The sequence below is a fragment of the Dysgonomonas massiliensis genome, assembly GCF_900240225.1.
GTDB lineage: Bacteria > Bacteroidota > Bacteroidia > Bacteroidales > Dysgonomonadaceae > Dysgonomonas > Dysgonomonas massiliensis.
On record NZ_OEPV01000008.1, the window covers coordinates 206,258 to 227,447 of the forward strand.

General features: G+C 36.1%; 16 protein-coding genes and 1 rRNA gene. 6 read left to right on the forward strand and 11 right to left on the reverse strand.

Going from position 1 to position 21,190, the window contains the following annotated elements:
- From porK to C1A06_RS10050, 9 genes are all read right to left on the reverse strand, one after another.
- Positions 1–1,428: a T9SS ring complex lipoprotein PorK/GldK gene (gene porK, locus C1A06_RS10010; RefSeq protein ID WP_101690124.1), complete on the reverse strand. Its 1,428-nt coding sequence runs from the start codon at positions 1,426–1,428 to the stop codon at positions 1–3.
- A gap of 46 nt (positions 1,429–1,474) precedes the next feature.
- Complete coding sequence (locus tag C1A06_RS10015) at positions 1,475–2,407, reverse strand: PorP/SprF family type IX secretion system membrane protein (protein WP_101690144.1); 933 nt, start codon at positions 2,405–2,407, stop codon at positions 1,475–1,477.
- A gap of 165 nt (positions 2,408–2,572) precedes the next feature.
- The gene (locus tag C1A06_RS10020) at positions 2,573–3,085 is read right to left on the reverse strand and encodes a hypothetical protein (RefSeq protein WP_101690125.1); all 513 of its coding nucleotides are present in this window, start codon (positions 3,083–3,085) and stop codon (positions 2,573–2,575) included.
- Between the two features lie 157 nt (positions 3,086–3,242).
- Complete coding sequence (gene ppc / locus C1A06_RS10025) at positions 3,243–5,879, reverse strand: phosphoenolpyruvate carboxylase (RefSeq protein ID WP_101690126.1); 2,637 nt, start codon at positions 5,877–5,879, stop codon at positions 3,243–3,245.
- 38 nt (positions 5,880–5,917) lie between these two features.
- Positions 5,918–7,648, reverse strand: coding sequence for a phosphoenolpyruvate carboxykinase (locus C1A06_RS10030; protein ID WP_101690127.1), 1,731 nt, complete (start codon positions 7,646–7,648; stop codon positions 5,918–5,920).
- Positions 7,649–7,990: 342 nt separating this feature from the next.
- On the reverse strand, positions 7,991–9,307 hold the full coding sequence (gene der, locus C1A06_RS10035) for a ribosome biogenesis GTPase Der (protein WP_101690128.1): 1,317 nt from the start codon (positions 9,305–9,307) through the stop codon (positions 7,991–7,993).
- A gap of 256 nt (positions 9,308–9,563) precedes the next feature.
- Positions 9,564–10,310 (reverse strand): 3-oxoacyl-[acyl-carrier-protein] reductase, encoded by a 747-nt coding sequence (fabG, locus tag C1A06_RS10040; protein WP_101690129.1) that lies wholly within the window; start codon positions 10,308–10,310, stop codon positions 9,564–9,566.
- A gap of 23 nt (positions 10,311–10,333) precedes the next feature.
- On the reverse strand, positions 10,334–10,933 hold the full coding sequence (locus tag C1A06_RS10045) for a TetR/AcrR family transcriptional regulator (protein WP_101690130.1): 600 nt from the start codon (positions 10,931–10,933) through the stop codon (positions 10,334–10,336).
- A gap of 64 nt (positions 10,934–10,997) precedes the next feature.
- On the reverse strand, positions 10,998–12,467 hold the full coding sequence (locus tag C1A06_RS10050) for a sodium:solute symporter (RefSeq protein ID WP_101690131.1): 1,470 nt from the start codon (positions 12,465–12,467) through the stop codon (positions 10,998–11,000).
- 246 nt (positions 12,468–12,713) lie between these two features.
- Between C1A06_RS10050 and C1A06_RS10055 the strand changes: the two genes are divergently transcribed.
- The 5 genes from C1A06_RS10055 to pgl all read left to right on the forward strand — a co-directional run bounded on the left by C1A06_RS10055 (position 12,714) and on the right by pgl (position 18,832).
- Positions 12,714–14,231, forward strand: a complete 1,518-nt coding sequence (locus tag C1A06_RS10055) for a Do family serine endopeptidase (RefSeq protein WP_101690132.1) — start codon at positions 12,714–12,716, stop codon at positions 14,229–14,231.
- 221 nt (positions 14,232–14,452) lie between these two features.
- Positions 14,453–15,148 (forward strand): DUF8479 domain-containing protein, encoded by a 696-nt coding sequence (locus C1A06_RS10060; protein WP_101690133.1) that lies wholly within the window; start codon positions 14,453–14,455, stop codon positions 15,146–15,148.
- Between the two features lie 248 nt (positions 15,149–15,396).
- Positions 15,397–16,293, forward strand: coding sequence for a phosphogluconate dehydrogenase (NAD(+)-dependent, decarboxylating) (gnd, locus tag C1A06_RS10065; protein WP_101690145.1), 897 nt, complete (start codon positions 15,397–15,399; stop codon positions 16,291–16,293).
- A 246-nt stretch (positions 16,294–16,539) separates the two neighbouring features.
- Positions 16,540–18,078 carry a glucose-6-phosphate dehydrogenase gene (zwf, locus tag C1A06_RS10070; protein WP_101690134.1) on the forward strand — a complete coding sequence of 513 codons (1,539 nt, stop codon included), beginning with the start codon at positions 16,540–16,542 and terminating at the stop codon, positions 18,076–18,078.
- A 25-nt stretch (positions 18,079–18,103) separates the two neighbouring features.
- Positions 18,104–18,832: a 6-phosphogluconolactonase gene (pgl, locus tag C1A06_RS10075; RefSeq protein ID WP_101690135.1), complete on the forward strand. Its 729-nt coding sequence runs from the start codon at positions 18,104–18,106 to the stop codon at positions 18,830–18,832.
- A 46-nt stretch (positions 18,833–18,878) separates the two neighbouring features.
- On the opposite strand, the gene C1A06_RS10080 is transcribed toward pgl, so the two are convergent.
- Positions 18,879–19,757 (reverse strand): helix-turn-helix domain-containing protein, encoded by an 879-nt coding sequence (locus tag C1A06_RS10080; RefSeq protein WP_101690136.1) that lies wholly within the window; start codon positions 19,755–19,757, stop codon positions 18,879–18,881.
- 342 nt (positions 19,758–20,099) lie between these two features.
- Here C1A06_RS10080 and C1A06_RS10085 point away from each other — a divergent pair, with 342 nt between their 5' ends.
- Complete coding sequence (locus C1A06_RS10085) at positions 20,100–20,675, forward strand: superoxide dismutase (RefSeq protein ID WP_101690146.1); 576 nt, start codon at positions 20,100–20,102, stop codon at positions 20,673–20,675.
- 427 nt (positions 20,676–21,102) lie between these two features.
- On the opposite strand, the gene rrf is transcribed toward C1A06_RS10085, so the two are convergent.
- A 5S ribosomal RNA gene (gene rrf, locus C1A06_RS10090) occupies positions 21,103–21,190 on the reverse strand; the annotation flags it as partial.

The following is a 21,190-nucleotide window of genomic DNA, read 5'->3' on the forward strand; positions in this document are numbered from 1 at the left end:
TTACTTTCTTGAGTTTGCAAATCCAATTTGTGTACGCACGCAACGGAAACCGATATACGAACGGGGTTGATTCTGATATTCCCAATCACGCATATCCGAACGGATGTATTTACCTACATCTTTCCACGATCCGCCTTTCACAACTTTCTTTTTCAATCCATATGGATCTTCTTTAGCTGCGTCATACTTATATTGAGGATTCATATCGTTCATATGTTTTGTTCCTGCTTCAGTATATGCAGTAGAAGTCCATTCTGCAACATTACCTGCAAGGTCATACACACCAAAATCATTTGGAGAATATGATGCAACTTTGGATGGAATTAAACTTCCGTCTTTTGTATAATTCCCGTCTCCAGGTTTAAAGTTAGCCATAAAGCAACCTTTGTCACTTTGCGTTCCTTCCATATCCCAAGGATACTTATTCTCAGTACGACCATTGCGAGCAGCAAACTCCCATTCGGCCTCGGTTGGCAAACGGAATGGTTCTATCGGACGATCACCTTTCTTCTGTCCCATACGATAAAACATCGTACGCCAATGGCAGAAAGCTGTTGCTTGCTCCCATGATACTCCAACTACTGGATAGTCATTATATCCCGGATGCGAGAAATACATACGCATGTATGGCTCGTTGTACGAGTTATTGAAGTCGTTTACCCAAACAGTTGTATCCGGATAGATATTAACAGCTTTGGTATGCACAAAATCATAAAGAGAAGACAATGGTCGTTCGATAGTCTGATTTACAATTTTTCCTGATTCATCAATATAAGCTGTATCTTTCGAAATCATTATCACTTCGTTCGGATCAACAGTTAAATCTGTATTTAAAGTTCTATCACTTGGATTTAGTCTATAACGGCGTTTAGCTGCTTCGGTATGATCATACCAACTATAAATGTAATTCATTTGCGAAGGATCAAGATACTTTTCACCTGTAATAGGATGCGTTAAATAAAGGCTGTTAATAGCAGCTAATTCTTCATCCAACAAATTTCTCGTAGGAATAGGTTTCTTCCAATCCAAATAAGGAGTTATTGGATCGCCATATTCATCTTCGGTTATTTTATATGTTTCATCATTTCCATATTCAGGACTAGCTAATCGCTCTCGAAGGATTGAATCGCGTACCCAAAATACAAATTGACGGTATTTTGAATTTGTAACCTCAGTTTCATCCATCCAAAAATTATCAACTGACATGCCTTTGGCATTAGCAGTAATATCCCACAACGAATCTGTCTCAGACATACCCATTTCAATAGATCCACGAGACACCAATACCATACCATAAGGTTTGGGCTCAGCCCACGAAGAGCTTCGTTCACCTACAACTTCTCCGCCAACACTTCCTGGTGCAACAGGTCGCCCACACGAACTAAGAATAAATCCAGCAATTATTGCTATAAATAATAAATTCTTCATATACTATCTTCTATACCTCTTTCGTCGAGATCTTATCAATTTTATATTATAATATTCTTATACTCTTATATCGTCCTTCTTTCTTTGGCGGGCGTATCGGTATTTTGTAACGCACAAAAAACTCGTGACTTCCATCACTAGCCTTACCTATCTCTGAAGTTGATATATCATAAGAATATCCTCCTTCAATGTTTTTAATTTTTAGTCCTAACAAAAATACAAAGCCTTCGTCTTTTCTCCAAGAAACTCCGCCACTGAACATCTCGTCATACTCTACTCGTGCAGTAATATCAAGCTGTGTAGTTATGGCATCTGACTTCAACAGAAAAGAAGGCTGCAAATTGAATAACGAATTATTTAGATTTATATTGCCTCCTCCCACAAGATAATACGCACGTCCTATAAAAGAACGTGTATTTTCGTCCAACTCGAAGCGTGGCTCCCAAAGATGCGTAGTCGAAAACCCTACATAATAAGTCGGCGTAACCCACGAAACACCTAAAGACATATCAAAGGTCTTATCACCCGTTCCCGTAGGAAGATCTGTCTCTGCTTCATCAAAAACACTTATATCAGTAGCATCGAATTCAATACTTGTCATTGCCAGTTGCAAACCAAAATTAAGACTTTTATTATTCTTAAATTTAAGTTTGTATGCATACTGACCGGCATAGGTAGTATTCGAAAATAATCCTATTTTTTCATTAAAGAACAAAAGGCCTGCTCCATGAGATTTTCCTAAAAAAGACAACGGCATATCTGCAGTCATAATGGATGATTTGGGTGGTCTCCTTGCCCCTACCCATTGCATTCTATATGTCGCCCAAACATCAATATTTTGAGATTGCCCGACGAATGAAGGATTATAATAAGTTTTAGACTGCCAATACTGACTAAACTGAGCATCCCATTGTCCATACAAGGACTGGAAACCCAGATTCAACAATAATATGAACAGAATTATAAGCCTAGTTTTCATCGACATAAAAATCAAACTGCAAAGAAAATCTTATTTCTTGTTATTAAACGCACAAAATGCTCATAAATTACATTTTCTAAAAAAAATCCTTATTTAAAGCTCTATTTTCATTAAAAAAGCCCCGCATAATTACGAGGCTTTTAATCTACATATCAAATTATCATCTTATCTAAGTGCTTTTATTTCTTTTATTCTAATTCCACGAAAACAATCATCTTGACAATCTATCTCTCCATAGCCGCACAAAGATATCATGCCTTTATTATCTACTTCAAAAAATGTCTCCGTTCTTTTTCGTTTCTTAAGCCAATCATTTTTAGCTCTATCATAAACTACATCTAATGTAATAATTTCATCCTGATCATGAGAACCAAGATTTTCTTTATCTTCAATCCATTCTTGTTCTTTAACTTCAATACCTTCTTCAACAAAGGTAAATTTAAAGTGTCTCTTAATAACCTCCCCTTTATCAACAGTGATAGTAGTCTGCCATGCTACTCCTACCCACGACGATCCTACTGTTGTATATTCATACGAATTATCAGACTCGGCTTTAAAGTCAAGCCAGGCTGCATAGCTTTGTTTAAAACTACTTTCATATTCGAAATCGCCATCATCACACGAATACGAAATTAAACTAAATACTATCAAGACTAATAATAGGGCATATTTTCTCATAATATTATATTTATTGATTAAAACTTTGAATCTCTTATAATATATGATGCATTTATCAGCTCATTTGCTGCATATGATAATATTTTAATCGCGATATAGAAAAAAGTCTTTCTACAAATAATTATAGAAAGACCTTTCACTGATATATTTTCTTTTATCAACCAGTATTACGCATACCCGCAGCAATACCTGAAATAGTAATCATCAATGCCATTTCCAAATTGCGGGCATGTATCTCTTCTTTACGACAACGTGCAAGAAGCTCTACCTGCAACAGATTCAACGGATTTGTGTAGATATTTCTCATTCCTATATTTTCTGCCATATCCGGCTGATTTTCCATCAGATAAGAATCACTTGATACTGTCAAAATAGTCTGGATATCATCCTTCAACATTTTACGAAGTGTTTCTCCGAATTTTAGCAATCTAGGTTCTACTAATCGTTCATCGTAATATTGAGATATACGCGAGTCTGCTTTAGCAAAAACCATTTCCAACATGCTGATACGAGTTTCGAAGAAAGGCCACTGACTTACCATTTCGCGAAGAAGTTCTATTTTCCCTTCGTCAATGGCTTTTTGTAATGCCGATCCCATTCCTAACCATGCAGGAAGCATCAAACGATTCTGTGTCCATCCGAATATCCAAGGAATAGCACGCAAACTTTCAACTCCACCTTGTACACGTCTTTTTGCCGGACGAGAACCTAATGGCAATCTAGCCAATTCGGCTTCAGGTGTTGCCTGATAGAAATATGGAACAAAGTCCGGATCTTTACGAACAATACCTTGATAAATATCACATGAAACATCAGACATTTCATCCATCAATTTTCTCCATTCTGCCTTTGGTGCAGGAGGTGGCAAAAGATTAGCTTCAAGAATTGCATCGGTATAAAGAGCCAGAGTCTTCACTGCAAGATTTGGCATACCCAATTTGAAACGAATCATCTCTCCTTGTTCAGTTACACGAAGTCCTCCTTGTAGTGAACCTGGTGGCTGCGAGAATAGAGCAACTTTAGCAGGACCTCCACCACGACCGATAGTACCACCACGACCGTGAAATAAAGTAAGAGCTACGCCTGCATCCTTACAAGTTTTAATCAATGCCTCTTGAGCTCTATATTGTGCCCATCCAGCAGCAAGTGCACCTGCATCTTTAGCCGAATCGGAATAACCGATCATAATCATCTGTTTGCCACGGATAACATTCTTATACCATTCGATACTGAATAAGCTATCCATCACTTTATTTGCATTGTTCAAGTCGTTCAAGGTCTCGAACAATGGAGTTACAGGCATTATATATGGACATCCGGCTTCTTTCAACAACAGGTGTACTGCCAAGATATCTGATGCTGTACGTGTCATCGAAATAATATAAGTCGGTATTACACCTTCAGGTGTTTGAGCTACAACCCGACAAGTGTCTAGCACTTCTTTGGTTTCGGGACTAGGATTCCAATCCTGAGGAACTAAAGGTCGTTTCGAGCTAAGTTCCTTCAATAGGAATTGTAATCTTTCTTCTTCCGACCATTGCTCATAGTCGCCTAATTCCAGATATTTTGTTATTTCAGCAATTGCCTCTGTATGTCTTGTGCTTTCTTGACGAACATCAATATTAACAAGAGTGACGCCAAAACAACATATACGACGCATTGTATCTAATAGCTTATCGCGAGCAATAATTTCCATATTACATGCGACCAACGAATTATAGCTAGCAAGTAAAGGTTCCCACAGATCTTCATTTTTATATATGATATCATCTGTAAGTTCCACATTTTTACCTTCAGCCAAATCTTCAAGATATGCAACTGTCTTACGTAAACGAGTACGTAAGCGTTTCATTAGCTCACGATATGGTTCTTGAATTTCGTAATCGTTTATATAATCTCTGAATTCTTGTGTACAAGCTGCCATTGACAATTCTTTCACAAGAATTTCGATATCAGCAAGAAATAATTTTGCTGCTCTTCGACGGCTATCGATCAGTACATCATGAGTCACTTTTGCAGTTACATTCGGATTTCCATCACGGTCACCACCCATCCACGACGAAAAATGTATAGGACGCGCATCAAGCGGCAAACTATACGGAAGGACTTTACTTATCTGGTCATCCAATTCGCGTATAAAAGCTGGAACTGCTTCCCAAAGACTGGTCTCAATTACGTCATATCCCCATTTAGCCTCTTCGTTAGGCGTAGGGCGACTTTGACGTATCTCATCTGTGTACCAATATTGGGCGATCAATTGCTTCAAACGACGAAGAATATCCGCTTTCTTATAATCAGCCAAATCATCGTGATCAAGCTGTGCAAGACAACTATCTACCTGATTCAGATTATTGATTAAAGAACGACGATTAATCTCTGTCGGATGTGCAGTCAACACCAAGTTGATTGATATATTGGCAATTGCCTTTATTATCTTTTCGTCATCAATATTAGAAAATTTAAGCTTTGTGTAGATATCTGTAAAGTCAACAGGATTTGTCGACCCTAATGCATGAGGTGATACGCTATTGTATTGCTCGGCAGTATTTGTTAAATTCAAAAACTGATTGAATGCACGTGCTACCGGAAGAAGTTCTTCATCTTTCAGATTCTGAAGTCTTTCCACCAAAGCCTTATGCGCATTAACATCTCCGTTATGTGCTGCCTTCGAAAGACGGCGTATCGATTCGACCAAGTCACACATGTCTTGCCCTTCGGTTAATGTTATTGTATGACCCAACAAATCACCTAGAAGCTTAACATTGTCTTGCATCAATTTATTGACACCATTCATGTTAGTTCGTTTTACTTGTTATGTACTATAATGGTAGTTTATTTATTTATCAAAGTAAATAGCTCTTCGGCAGCTTCGCGTGGTCCATCTTTCGATCGTCCATCGATAGCCAGAGATGTATAGATCTCCCCGATCTTCACCCCGTCTTCAGCCATTTTACCAAAATATTCACGAACAAGCTTTTCAGCCAATGGGCGTTCTTGTACCGGCCCGAATGGATTAGCAAAATAAGATTTCACCAGGCCTTTTTCGGTCGTAGTTCCCTTAGCTTTACGCGCTCCGTCTTCGAATATTTCGATAGCCTTGTCTAAATCTTTTATTACCTTAATCTTTTTATTTGATTCTGTATAGTTATTTGCGTACAGGATATAATCTACTGTATATCCACGCGAGATAATTTCATATGTACTTACCGGAATTGTTACACGGGCATTTACTTTATCCGGATTCGAATAAATTCCTTTATCCAATTGCTCGTATGCATAAGCAGGATCTAAATCGTCAGTACGCACAAATGCTCCGATTTCTGTTCCATATGTTTTAATAGTCCCGTCTTCTTCTTTTTGAAGATATCCCATATCATCATATATCACACGCATGTGACGTATATACTTTTCATTCAATGTACGGAATGCCTCCAAACTCTCTGATTTACCAGCACCACTATCACCTACGATAATAATATTAGACTCGCGTCCATTTACCAGTCTGATACTAACCATAGCTCCATGAATAGGAAGATTACCTTTCTCCATTTGTTTAACATTATGAAGAGTCAGCAACATCTTTTTCATATAACCGAAATAGTCAACATCATCGCAATGATTAGCATAGCCAATCAGGATATCATTCTTTTTATCTTTATAATAGAAGGTACGTTTCTCCTGATGTCCATCAGGATAACCATATACATAAATAATATCTGGTTTCTTACCTATATATTCGCTTTCTTTAGCCAATTCGAACAAGTTAGACAAGCCAAAACCTTGATCCATAAAATCGACATGGAAATATACAAATGTCAACATGCTTCCTACCCATACTGGATATAGGAACCAATCATCTTCATTCAAAACTATATTTTCTATCGGATTTACATTATGTTCTTGGAAAATACCGTCACGCGTATTGCGCTTTGTATATGTAATGAATGGAGGTTCAAATACTACTGATGTAATAAATGGAATAGAAGTCAACCCATAATATTCGATCGGACAGTTCCAATTAATGTTACTTAGCATCAGACCTGCATTTGCACCTGCTATAAACTGGCGCATTACACGAGATTGATAACCTGTAACCGTATCACAAGCTCTTCTGTATATAGATTGTACTAATTCGTTAAACAACGCGCTGGATTGAATGAAACGTACATTCTGTAAACCTTCTGCAATTGTCGTATTACGCACAATAGCAAAGCGCTCTAAACGACGCCAAAAGTCAAACAACAGATCAATCAATTCCAAGAATAAATCCCGGTCATCAAAAAAGACCTTATACTTATTATTAACTTCTATTATCTCGTCAGCATTACACACCGACAACCACTTAAACACTTCGATGAGTGAATTTGAAAACTCCTCTTCGGTCTTAAATGAATTGATATAAAAGTTATAAATGATTGGTTCGTCTTTTTGTAGTTTGTGAGTAAAAGTCTCAACTACTTTTCTGAAACCATAACTATTCAGAATTTTTTGGCGATTATCACAGAATTTTACGGAAAAGTTCATTATTGCTTTTCCTTCGCTCAATGAGAACTCTTGTAGCATATTTGATTCTTATTTAAGTTTGATCACATTTCACACAACGACAATACTGATCGTATAGCCGTATTTTTGAGTTTATAAATTTACAGCTTTATTGTTTCAATTTCAACCAATATTCTGCTTATTTAATTTTAAAACTCCCAAAGTTAATAAATTCCACCTTGCTAAAAGACTTTATCTTGGATTAATTTGAGCTCAAATTCCCTTTTTAAAGAAAAAACAACCACTCTTCCAGTAAATATGCATATCTAAAAGTATTTTGTATTCTACAAATACAGTTTTTATAAAAAAATAACACTCTCAAGGATAAAACCTCAAGAGTGCTACATTCAATATAATATGATATTATTTTTCTCTGATAAATATATTTATCGGTGTTCCCGACAAATCCCAATTGTCTCGAATACGATTCTCTAAGAATCGGCGATAAGGTTCTTTCACCCATTGTGGCAGATTACAGAAGAACACAAAAGAAGGAACTTGTGTATTTGGCAACTGTGTGATATACTTTATCTTAATATATTTCCCCTTATTTGCAGGCGGCGGAGTACGTTCAATTATTGGCAATAAAACTTCGTTCAGTTTGTTGGTTGGAATACGTTTTTTACGTATTTCATAGACTGCCTTAGCTGTTTCTATTACCTTAAGGATACGTTGTTTAGTCAATGCTGAACCAAAGATGATAGGGAAATCAGTAAACGGAGCTAAACGACTACGTATTGCCTGCTCAAAAGTCTTAATTACAGCCTGTTCTTTATTATCAACCAAGTCCCACTTATTAACACACACAACTAGGCCTTTGCTATTCTTTTGTATCAATGAAAAGATATTCAAATCTTGACTTTCTATTCCTTTTGTTGCATCAACCATCAAGACACAAACATCCGAACTCTCAATAGCTTTAATAGAGCGAATCACAGAATAGTATTCTAGATCTTCGGTAACTTTACCTTTTTTACGAATACCTGCTGTATCTACTAGATAGAAATCCATTCCGAATTTATCGTATCTGGTGTAGATTGAATCGCGTGTTGTACCGGCAATATCAGTCACAATATTTCTTTCTTCACCCATCAATGCATTTACGAATGATGACTTACCTGCATTAGGACGACCTACGATTGCGATACGTGGTATATCCTCAAGCTTCTCTACAGTTTCTTCTTTCTTTGTAAACTTAGAAACAATTAAATCAAGCAAATCTCCAGTTCCGGAACCATTGATAGCTGATATATTAATTGGATCACCTAAGCCTAAAGTATAAAACTCTGCTGAATAAGCATGACGCGCAAAGTTGTCTGCTTTGTTTGATACTATGATTACTGGTTTCTTTGAACGACGAAGCATATTTGCTACACCCAAGTCAAGGTCTGTCAAACCGCTTTCAACATCTAATACAAATAGTATTACATCAGCCTCTTCGATAGCCAATGTTACTTGTTTATTTATTTCTCCTTCGAATACGTCTTCCGAATTCACAACCCAACCTCCGGTATCAACCAGCGAGAATTCTTGTTCTCCCCATGCAACGATACCATACTGACGGTCGCGAGTTGTTCCTGAAGTTTCATCAACAATAGCCTGACGCGTTTCTGTCAAGCGATTAAAAAGTGTCGATTTCCCAACATTAGGACGTCCGACAATTGCTACTAAATTTCCCATACAATTAATTAATCTCAGTAACTGTTTAAATTTTGTTATTGCTACATACTGAAGAAGGAAAATTTTTCTTAGATCACCATATCACATGGCGTTACTAGCAAAACTCAATGTATTCAAACAGTTATTTAGCTTTTATTTCGAGTACAAAGATAATATTTTTTAGGTAAAAATATACTACCCTACCACCCCTACTTCTCAAAAAACAGAAAAAGCCTTTCGAAAAGTACGAAAGGCTTTCTTATTTATAATCTTCTAATTACATATTCATACCGCCACATACTGGAATTGCTTGTCCAGATACATATGACGAAAGATCAGAGCCTAAGAATACAGCAACATTAGCAACATCTTCAGGTGTACCTCCACGACGAAGTGGAATTTGTTCTGCCCATTTTTTCTTCACATCTTCTGATAATGCACCGGTCATATCTGTAATGATGAATCCCGGACAAATACAGTTAGCTCTGATTCCGCGTGATCCTACTTCTTTTGCGATAGATTTTGCTAAACCAATCATACCAGCTTTAGATGCTGAGTAGTTTGTTTGACCGGCATTACCTGACAAACCTACAACCGAACTCATATTGATAATGCTTCCTCCTTTTTGTTTCATCATGATAGGTGTAACCGCATGGATGAAATTGAAAGCTGATTTCAGGTTAATATTGATAACCATATCCCATTGTTGTTCGGTCATACGCATCATAAGACCATCGCGTGTGATACCTGCATTATTTACAAGAATATCGATGCTTCCAAAATCGGCAAGAATTTGTTCTACAACTTTATGTGTATCTTCAAAATCAGCAGCATTAGATGCATAACCTTTTGCTTTAACACCAAAAGCTGCAATTTCAGCCTCGGTAGCTTTAGCATTATCGTCTATTGACAAGTCTGTAAAAGCAACATTTGCTCCTTCTTGAGCATATTTAAGAGCAATAGCTTTTCCTATTCCTCTTGCTGCACCAGTGATGACAGCTGTTTTACCTTGTAGTAATCCCATAATCTAGTTTGATTTTAATGATTTCAATTTTCTTCTTTTTTCTTTTTGCGTATACCTTCGTAAATAAGAAATGCTATATTCTCAGGATTCGTAGCACTTTCTTCTGACGAGTTATACTTACCTCTGATATATGGCAACTCCAATCCTTTAAGGGCATGATGCAATATACCAGCAATGGATTGTGTATCCGGCATTTCAAAAACGCCACTCTCTACACCTTTGTCCAGTATTTCTTTAATTACCAATATTTCTTTTTTATCGTATGCTTTTCGTGCATTCTGTACACGCCAGATATCACGAAAGAAATCTGCTTTCAGCGTCCCGTTTCTTGCGACTACTTTTTTTACAATATCAAAACGTGTTTTAAAAAACAACAACAGTTTTTCATCAGCCGGCAAATCCTTGTTTGCAACTTCTTGCAAAGCAGCATGCATCTGCTCTAATTCTGATTCCAGAACAGCCTGAAAAACTTCGTTTTTATTATTAAAATAAGTATACAGAGTACGTCTTCCTTTGTGCGAAGCCATGGCTATATCGTTCATAGTCGTATTCTCCACGCCAAGCTTAGCAAAAAGCTGACGTGCGACATCTATGAGCAGATTACGAGTTTTATTAATAGCCATATTATTATTGCACAATATTATATTCAGTGTGCAAAATTAATATAAAAAAAGAGAAAAACGAATCTTAATGTTGTTTTTTAAGATGTCCCCACTCTGTTCGATTCTTTAATGAAATCAAATACAGACCTAAGATTGTGAGAATTCCATTGAATAATAAAATTTCATACCCTACACTATAACTGCAAAATGTTTTCAGTATAAATTCTAGTACGAAACTAAGAATAGGCGACATTACGCATATATAAGGTACATATCTATCGAATGGTATCCACTTAGTAAACAGGCCAACAAAGAACAAACCTAAAAGTGGCCCATAGGTATAAGAAGCAGCTTTGTAGATAGTATCCAATATATTATTCTGCCCAATATAATCAATAAGTAAAATAGTCAGGATAAATATCAAACTCATCAACAAATGCACTCGTGTTCTCATCTTCTCTGCATGTCTTTTATCTTTTTTATTAACTTTCAACAGATCGACACAAACTGACGTAGTCAATGATGCCAAAGCAGAATCGGCATTCGAAAATGAGGCCGCAATGATTCCTACTGTAAAACAGATCAATACCGGCAAACCTAAATATTCGGTAGCCAAGTATGGTAATATCTCATCCGTATTACTTGGCAGAGCGATTCCTTTGACTGAAGCAAAAACGAGTAAGAGTATACCTAAAGCCAAAAACGAGTAATTAAGAGGAGCAAAAGCAAAGCCATAGCTTATCATATTTTTCTGAGCGTCTTTCAGTGTACGACAAGTCAGATTCTTTTGCATCATATCCTGATCCAAGCCAGTCATCACTACAACAATCAGAACACCACTAATAAATTGTTTAAAGAAATTCTGCTTCGAAGTCCAATTATCAAAGACAAATATTCGAGAATGTTCGCTTTCCAAAACGGCAGAAACAGTCTCTCCCACTCCAAAGTTCAATTCAGATACTACATGATATATAATCATTATCAGAGCTAGTACCAGACACAGAGTTTGTAGAGCATCAGTCCAAACGATTGTTTTTATTCCACTTCGATATGTATATAGCCAAATAAGAGCTATAATGCCCGTCACTGTTACATACAATGGTATATTCCATTGATTAAAAACGAAAGTCTGTAAAATCAGAGCAACTAGATACAGCTTTGATGCCGACCCAATGATACGGGACAGAATAAAAAATGACGAACCCGTTTTATGAGACCTTTCTCCGAATCGTTGCCCTAAGTAACTATATATTGTGGTAATATTCAATCGATAATACAAAGGCAGCAGCACATATGCAACAATGAGATATCCGGGAATAAATCCTAAAACCATCTGCATATAGGTCATATCTATCTTACCAACCATCCCTGGAACAGAAACGAATGTTACCCCAGATATGGATGCTCCAATCATACCTATGGCCACAACGTACCAAGGAGACTTTCTGTTAGCCAAGAAAAATGTTTCATTATCCGAATTTTTACTCGTAAGATGCGATATGAGAAACAATAATCCAAAATAAATGGCTATAACTACAATTATATATATGCCCATTTCCTATCCTTTTGCTGATCGGCGAAGTTACTATTTTTAAGGCAACTACAGATTGACATGTCAATATTTTTAATAATTCAGTCAAAATGGCAGTATATTTTGTTAAAATTAGAATAAAGAAAATTGGCTCGGTTAAAAGTGTTAAAAAATAGACTACCTTTATATAAGAAGAACAGATTTTGTATATAAATTTACAATAGAACAAAACACAGATTAAAAACAAATAAATTAAAATAGAAATTGTGTATGAATAAGATTATTAAAACTATTTCAGCTGGCTTGTTGGTAGCAGCAATAAGCGTTGGCGCCACAATTGGTACCTATAATTATTTAGAGAGCAACAAGAATTACTCATCTGGTGATGTTAGTGGTTTTGGCAATGCTTTCAAGCAACAGAACGTTCATTTGGCAAGTCTTTCTGAAGCAGGTTTCCCTGATTTCACAAAAGCGGCCGAAAATTCTATTCACGGGGTAGTTCATATTAAATCGGTAGCTAAAGGAAGCGAATCGAGCAGACAACCTCAGATGGTAAGCCCTTTCGATTTCTTCTTTGGTGATCCATTCGGTGGAGGTGGCAATCAAGGCCGTAGTATGCAGCCTCGTGTAGGTTTTGGCTCAGGGGTTATTATTTCGGCCGATGGTTATATTATTACGAATAATCACGTGATAGATAAAGCTGACGAGATCGAAGTAACACTTAACGACAATCGTAAATTTACAGCTAAACTTCTTGGAACTGATCCTCAAACGGACATCGCTCTTTTGAAAGTTGATGCCAAAGATTTGCCATACATTCCTTTCGGTAACTCTGACGAATTGAAAGTCGGAGAATGGGTTCTTGCCGTAGGTAATCCGTTTAACTTAACATCAACCGTTACTGCTGGTATAGTAAGTGCTAAAGGTCGTGGAGGTATTGGCGGAGGACAAGAGTCTATCCAATCATACATCCAGACTGATGCTGCTATCAATAGTGGAAACAGTGGAGGTGCACTTGTAAACATTAATGGTCAATTGATCGGTATCAATACGGCTATCTATTCTAAAACTGGCGATTTTGCCGGTTATGGATTTGCTGTTCCAGTATCTATAGCAGGTAAGGTTGTAGCAGACATCAAAGAGTATGGTACAGTACAACGTGCTATTCTAGGTGTGATCATTCAAGATTTAGCTATCGCCAAGGAAGCTGATCCTGAAAAAACTAAAGGCATAAAAATCAATGATGGTGTTTATGTTGCTGATTTTGCAGAACAAAGCCCTGCCAAACAAGCTGGTGTACAAGCTGGGGATGTTATCGTATCTATCAATGATGTGAAAGTTAAAACTGTTAGTCAACTACAAGACCAAGTGAATCGTCATCGTCCGGGTGATAAAGTTAAGGTTGTTGTAGTTAGAAACAATTCGGAAAAGAAAATTGATGTAACACTGAAAAATAGCGAAGGAAGTACATCTATAGTTAAGAAAACTGACGCACTTTCGGTTGTTGGAGCTGCATTTATGGATCTAAGTGATGAGAAAAAGAAAGATCTAGGTCTACGCTCGGGTGTAGAAGTTGCAGGAATGGATCGTGATGGTAAATTCAGCGAAGCAGGTATTACTAAAGGATTTATTATACTTGAGATAAATGATTATCCGGTAAGTTCTGTGAAGGATGTTGAGAAGATCATTCAGAATGCAGGTGCTGGTAAGGACAAAGTATTATTTATTAAAGGTATTAACAGCAATGGAAGTCGTAGATATTATGCCGTTGATCTGAATACAAAATAAATAAATCTATAATTTCAGCGAATAAAAAGAAGCTGTATCGTGTCACGATACAGCTTCTTTTATTTAAAGTCTATCTATATATTCTAAAATAAACCTTACCTTTAATCTAACAAAACAACATATAATTAGACATGAATAAATTTCAATCAACTTTTCTAAAATTATTTATCCCACTCGCAATCTTACTATACTTCACTCAATGTAATGATATAAAAGATATCATGACAAAACGATTTCTGATGATCGAAGTTGAAAAGATAAACAAAGATTGTCCGAAACAATTGAGTCCTGAAATAAGGCTAGATAGCTGTAAAGTTGCTGATAGAATTACATTGAAAACATATGCCTCAATGATTCATGTAGATGCAAACTTCTACGATGCCGAAGCATTCAAAAAAATGACAGAACCCGGTCTGATATATACAGTTCAAACATCAGAGGATTTGAAAAAAGCTAAAGATTATGGCGTAACATTCACATATGTATATCATGACGCTAAAGGGGAATTATTAGCTGAGATCGTAATAACACCAGATGATTACAATAAGCCTATCGACAAAAATAGCGTAGGTATTATCGGTTCATTTGATGAAAACGAAATCGGTGAAATGCTAGAGCAATTAGCAAACAATATGAAATCCATTTTACCAATGCAAATTGATGAAATAACTACACTTTCAGATATTGAGTTAGAGGCGAACAATACTTTAGCTTATACATACATTGTAAATATGGAGAGAAAAGATATAAATGAAAACTTTGCTCAAAACATGCAGACCTCTCTTACAGAACAAGCCAAATTCAATCCCGAAATCAAAAAAATATTGAATGCCAAAGCTATTCTAAAATATACTTACATAGATAAGAACAATGTTACGCTCTGTGAAATTACACTTACTAAAGAAAGCTTGGAATAAAATATCTCAAATAAGAAATGACAGATCATTTGTATTTACCGGAACTCAAATATATTATAGAATAAATTTATAAGCAATCGGGCTATCTTAAACATCTGTCTATTGAAAACTTATAAGATTTTACTGTTATATAGCGGTGATATATAGCTGAAATTTGGAGGATAAATAGTAACTTCGTATGTATATTTAAGTGTCAATCTTATTATTTGCAAAATAAAAAACAATATAATATTAAAACATCAGAAATTATGAAAATCGGATTTGTAGGATTAGGAAAAATGGGCGGTAAAATGGTAGAACGCCTATTATTGAAAGGACATGAAGTAGTAGTATCGAACCCATCGCAACCCAAAATAGACGATGCTGTAGCTAAAGGTGCTATCGGATCGACTGGTCTGAAAGATCTTGTAAGCAAGCTTGAAGGCCGCAAAATCGTATGGTTGATGGTTCCTGCAGGAAAACCTGTAGATGACAATATTGATGAACTACTAGGTCTTTTGAATCCAAATGACATAATTATTGATGGTGGTAACAGCTACTGGCGCGAAACAGTAGAACGCAGTAAAAAAGTACAAGAAAAAGGTATGGTATACCTAGACTGTGGTACTAGTGGTGGCGTTTGGGGACTTCAAAACGGATACTGCTTGATGTACGGCGGAGAAAAAGAAGCTTGCGATTACGTAGAGCCTATCTTCAAGGCTTTAGCTCCTAAAGATGGATACATCTATTGCGGTGGAAGCGGATCAGGCCATATGGTAAAAATGGTACACAATGGTATCGAGTATGGTATGATGCAAGCTTATGCTGAAGGCTTCGAAATTCTTAAAAGCTCTCCATACGATATCGACCTTGAAAAAGTGTCACGTACATGGATGCACGGATCAGTAGTTCGTTCATGGTTACTAGAACTTATAGGTAACGCATTGGAAGGAAACGAAAATCTTGATGGTATCAAAGATTATGTTGCTGACAGTGGGGAAGGACGTTGGACTGTACAAACAGCTATCGACTTTGATGTTCCGGCACACGTAATTACAGCATCATTATTCACTCGTTTCGAGTCTCGTCAAGAGTCGTCATTCGCAATGAAGATGTTGGCTGCTATGCGTAACCAATTTGGCGGTCACGCGATCAAAAAAGACTAAACGATAAATAATATCGAGTAACCATACAATTACATTTCTATTAGTTTATCTATATTATTTTCAATAGATTAAGAATAGATTTGTAACAATAATAAAAAAGCTTGTTATCTGTACACAAGTGTTACTTTTTAATAGATAACATACACATAACAAGCTTTTTGCACATTTACACAAAAGACAAAGAGTAATCCCTGACGATAGTTTTAGATTGTATGACTATCGAATGAAACTAAAAACAGAGACTCAATGAGTTCTATAAATATAAAAGACCAATTATTAGTCATTTTCGGGGCTTCGGGCGACTTAACATATCGTAAACTCGTACCGGCTCTGTTTGACTTATACAATACAAATTCGTTACCCAAACACTTTGCTGTTTTGGGTGTAGCTCGTAGTCCCCTTTCTGATGACTCGTTCCGCGATAAGATGAAAGACGGAATCAGACAATTTGCAAAAGCAGGAAAAGATGCATCGGACGAATCACTGGAAATCTTTTCGAAAAAGGTATTCTATCAATCGATACATACCGATGTAGCAGAAGATTATTCTATACTCAAAGATCGTTTAGATAAATTGAGTGCTAGTGAGAATATTCCGAACAATTATATTTTCTATCTATCTACCCCACCTGCCATGTATCCGGTTATACCAAAATACTTGGCACAACAAGGTTTGAATAAAGAAGACGATGGCTTCAAACGAATCATTATCGAAAAACCATTCGGTACAGATCTTGAATCGGCTAAAGCTCTTAACATTTCACTTCTTAACGACTACGAAGAAGAGCAAATCTATCGTATCGACCACTATCTTGGTAAAGAGACTGCTCAGAATATCTTCGTGACTCGTTTTGCAAATAGCATATATGAACCTCTATGGAATCGTAATTATATTCACCATGTGGAAATCACTGCTGCCGAAAGCATAGGTGTTGAAAACAGAGGTAGCTATTATGACCATGCAGGTGCTATGCGCGATATGGTACAGAATCACCTTTTACAACTCCTTGCATTAGTTGCAATGGAACCGCCAATGGCAATCGACTCAGTATCTGTACGTAACGAAAAGATGAAAGTATTCCAAGCACTTCGCCCATTCACTCAAGAAGATTTAGAGAATAATATCATCCGAGGACAATACACCGAATCGAATGTAAGAGGCAAGCATATGCTTGGTTATCGCGAAGAAAAAGGCGTAGATACTGAATCTCGTACCGAAACCTATTTTGCGATGAAAACATATATTGACAACTGGCGCTGGGGTGGAGTTCCATTCTATCTTAGAACAGGAAAGAGATTACCTACCAGAGTTTCGGAGATAGTTATTCACTTCAAACCTACTCCACAGAGTTTATTTATAGAGAATAAAGAGTTCTGTAACGATGGTAATTTACTTATTCTGCGTATCCAACCTGATGAAGGTATCTTGCTAAAAACAGGAATGAAAGTTCCAGGTCGTGGTTATCAAGTTCAGAATGTTAACATCGATTTCCATTATTCGGATCTGAAGGGTACTTATGTTCCTGAAGCATACGAAAGACTTCTGTTAGACTGTATGGCAGGAGATTCAACTCTATATATTCGTGGTGATGCTTTGGAGGCTACTTGGAAATATGTTCAGCCGATTTTGAATCATTGGGAAAATAATCCGGATGTTCCACTATATGGTTATCCGGCTGGTTCTTGGGGACCAGATTGTGCTGATGATCTGATAGAAGGAGACCAAATGACATGGAGATATCCTTGCAAGAATCTAGCAGATGATGGTATCTATTGTGAGCTATAAATTTATAATAATCGATATATACTAAATGATGAAAGAGGAAATAAAAATTTATAAAGATCCAGCATCTCTTAGCCAAGGATTTACGGAGCTATTACAACATCTGCTATCTGTCTATCCAACAATTAATATTGCTTTATCAGGCGGAACTACACCTAAGGCAATATTTGATTATTGGGCTGAGAACTGTCAAACATCAATTCCATGGGAACGTATCAAATTCTTTTGGGGTGACGAACGTTGTGTACCACCTGAAAATGAGATGAACAACTATGGAATGACTCGCGATCATCTATTCAATAAAATTGATGCGATTCAGCCCAAAAATGTACGCCGTATCCATGGCGAGAATGAGCCAGATGAAGAAGCTGAACGATACAGTCAAATATTGGAACGTAAACTGCTTCAGAGAAATAATGTTCCATGTTTCGAAATTGTCATGCTAGGCTTAGGCGACGATGGCCATACAGTCTCTATATTTCCACATCAGATGAAGCTGTGGGATGAGAAAAGAACATGTGTCGTTGCTGAACACCCAACTAGCAAAATGAAGCGTATTAGCATTACCGGTCGTGTAGTAAATAATGCCCAGTATGTCGTTTTTCTTGTTACTGGCAAAAATAAAGCTTCGAAAGTTAAGGAAATAATAAAAGATAGAGAGCTATTTACTAAAAAGTATCCGGCTGCTCGCGTTGAGCCAACTAATGGCTACTTATATTGGTTCTTAGACGAAGAGGCTGCAAGTGAGCTAAAATAATTCATAAAGCAAATAAGAAGAGCTAGTTAATAACTAGCTCTTCTTATTATAGTTCAATCTCATCAGCCGATATATGCCCATGTGTTATACAGTAAAATATAAGTCCTGACACTGTCTTTATTCCCAGTTTAGCCGTTATATTCTTTCTGTGCGATAATACTGTATTCAAACTAATATTAAGTTTATCAGCTATCTCTTTATTCAAATATCCTAAAGCGACTAAGCGCAGTACATCTAATTCTCTCTGCGAAATAGCATGATGAGTCTCATCTACTTTCACTTCCTGAGTTAATAATTCTTGCCAATCTTCAACACCTGATTTCTTTAGATCATCGATCATCGGGATCAAAACTTTACTGCGTATCCGATTATGTTTTTCCAGATCTCTCTCAATACTATCTATCGTGAATATTACAGCATAGCACATATTCTCATTGAAAGTTCCGGATATATGCTTAATGAAGATATTCTTCATATCATGCAATAGCTCAATAGCTGTATCCATATCAGTAACAAGAGTTTGCTCAGCTAATTTATTCATCTCATCTTTAAAATGCATGAATAACCTACGTATCAATTTGAACTGATTGTTTGATGGATCGCTCATAGTAATAAAAGCATTAAGATGCTTTTCCAGATTATAGAGCTGTGCTTTATGTATGTAATTATCGGACTCGTTCAGGTAATTAACAACAAGGTCTAGACCAAATTTTTGGAGTTTCTTTTCAGGAAAGTACTCCTCGTTAAGATAAGTATTTAGAATAACTAAAAAGAAATCAGTATTAATATCATATTCTGCACAAATCTCAGCAATAGTCTTATCTCCTACCCCCATCTTAACTCCAAAGCGATTTACAACTGGAATTAACTGGTGATACCCATTAATTATATCTGACAATATCGATGAAGGATCTAAGAATATCATACTATGCATTTTAAATATATCAACAAAGGTAATCATTTTCAAAATATAGAGAAGTATTAATTATTACATCATTCACACTAAATAAATTTTGTCAATATAGCTTCAAAACATTCTATGTTTTTATTTGTTATATAGTTAGCATTTCTTCGAAAGCTTTAGTAAATTTGTGTAGAGGGTTTGAAAATAATTCTCGAGGCATCGGATTACTAATTAAATCTCAAATATATGAGGAAAAGTTTAATCATTGGAATGTCCCTTCTACTTGCATCATTTACATTTATATGCAAAGCAGACCAAAAAGAAGATAAAAGTGAAAGTACAAACATTAAAAAAGAAAAAGCTATGAAATTTGAATTACCTGTGTTGCCATACGCAACAAATGAACTAGAACCAGTTATCAGTAAAAGAACTATAGAACTACATCACGGTAAGCATTTACAAACATATATTACAAATCTTAATAACCTAATCCAAGGTACTAAATTTGAAAATGCTGATCTTGAGACAATCGTTAAAGAAAGTGATGGTGCTATTTTTAACAATGCAGGACAAACATTGAATCATAATATATATTTTCTATCATTCTCTCCAAAAGGTGGAGGTGAGCCTACAGGAAAATTAGCAGAAGCAATCAAAGCTCAATTTGGTTCATTCGAAGATTTCAAAAAAGAATTTTCTGCAGCAGCAGTAAGTGTTTTTGGATCAGGATGGGCTTGGTTAGCTAAAGATGCAGAAGGTAAACTTTCTATTCACAAAGAATCTAATGCAGGAAATCCACTAACTAAAGGACTTACTCCACTGCTAGGATTTGATGTTTGGGAACACTCATATTACTTAGATTATGAAAATCGCCGTGCAGATCATATCAATGAACTTTGGAAAATTATTGATTGGAATGTAGTTGGTTCTCGCTACTAATAACAAACGAATTAATAAAAATAAGGCTATCTAAATTGGATAGCCTTATTTTTTTATTCTAAGCAACAATAATCAAACTCTAATAAATTATAAAACATAGAAAAAACAGTACATATAATAAAGATATCATACAATCAACCATGATATTAAAATATATTATATCATGATAATATATCATTCACTTAAGAGTATCTTATATAGAATTTAAAGACTTTTTACACCATATAAATTCTGCTTTAACTAAGGTTTTATTCATACAGCTGAATAATTTAATTCTATGATTATTGTGTAACTATAAAATTAGTACTACTGTTATTATCATTTAGAGAACAAATCATTCCCCAGATTAACTATGGTTATATCTCTGGATATATCTACCCCAAAAAATAGGAGGTCACTAGTATAAACTAATGACCTCCTCAGGTAAAATTGGCGGCTATCTACTCTCCCACCTGTAGGGCAGTACCATCGACGCTATTGGGCTTAACTTCTCTGTTCGGAATGGGAAGAGGTGG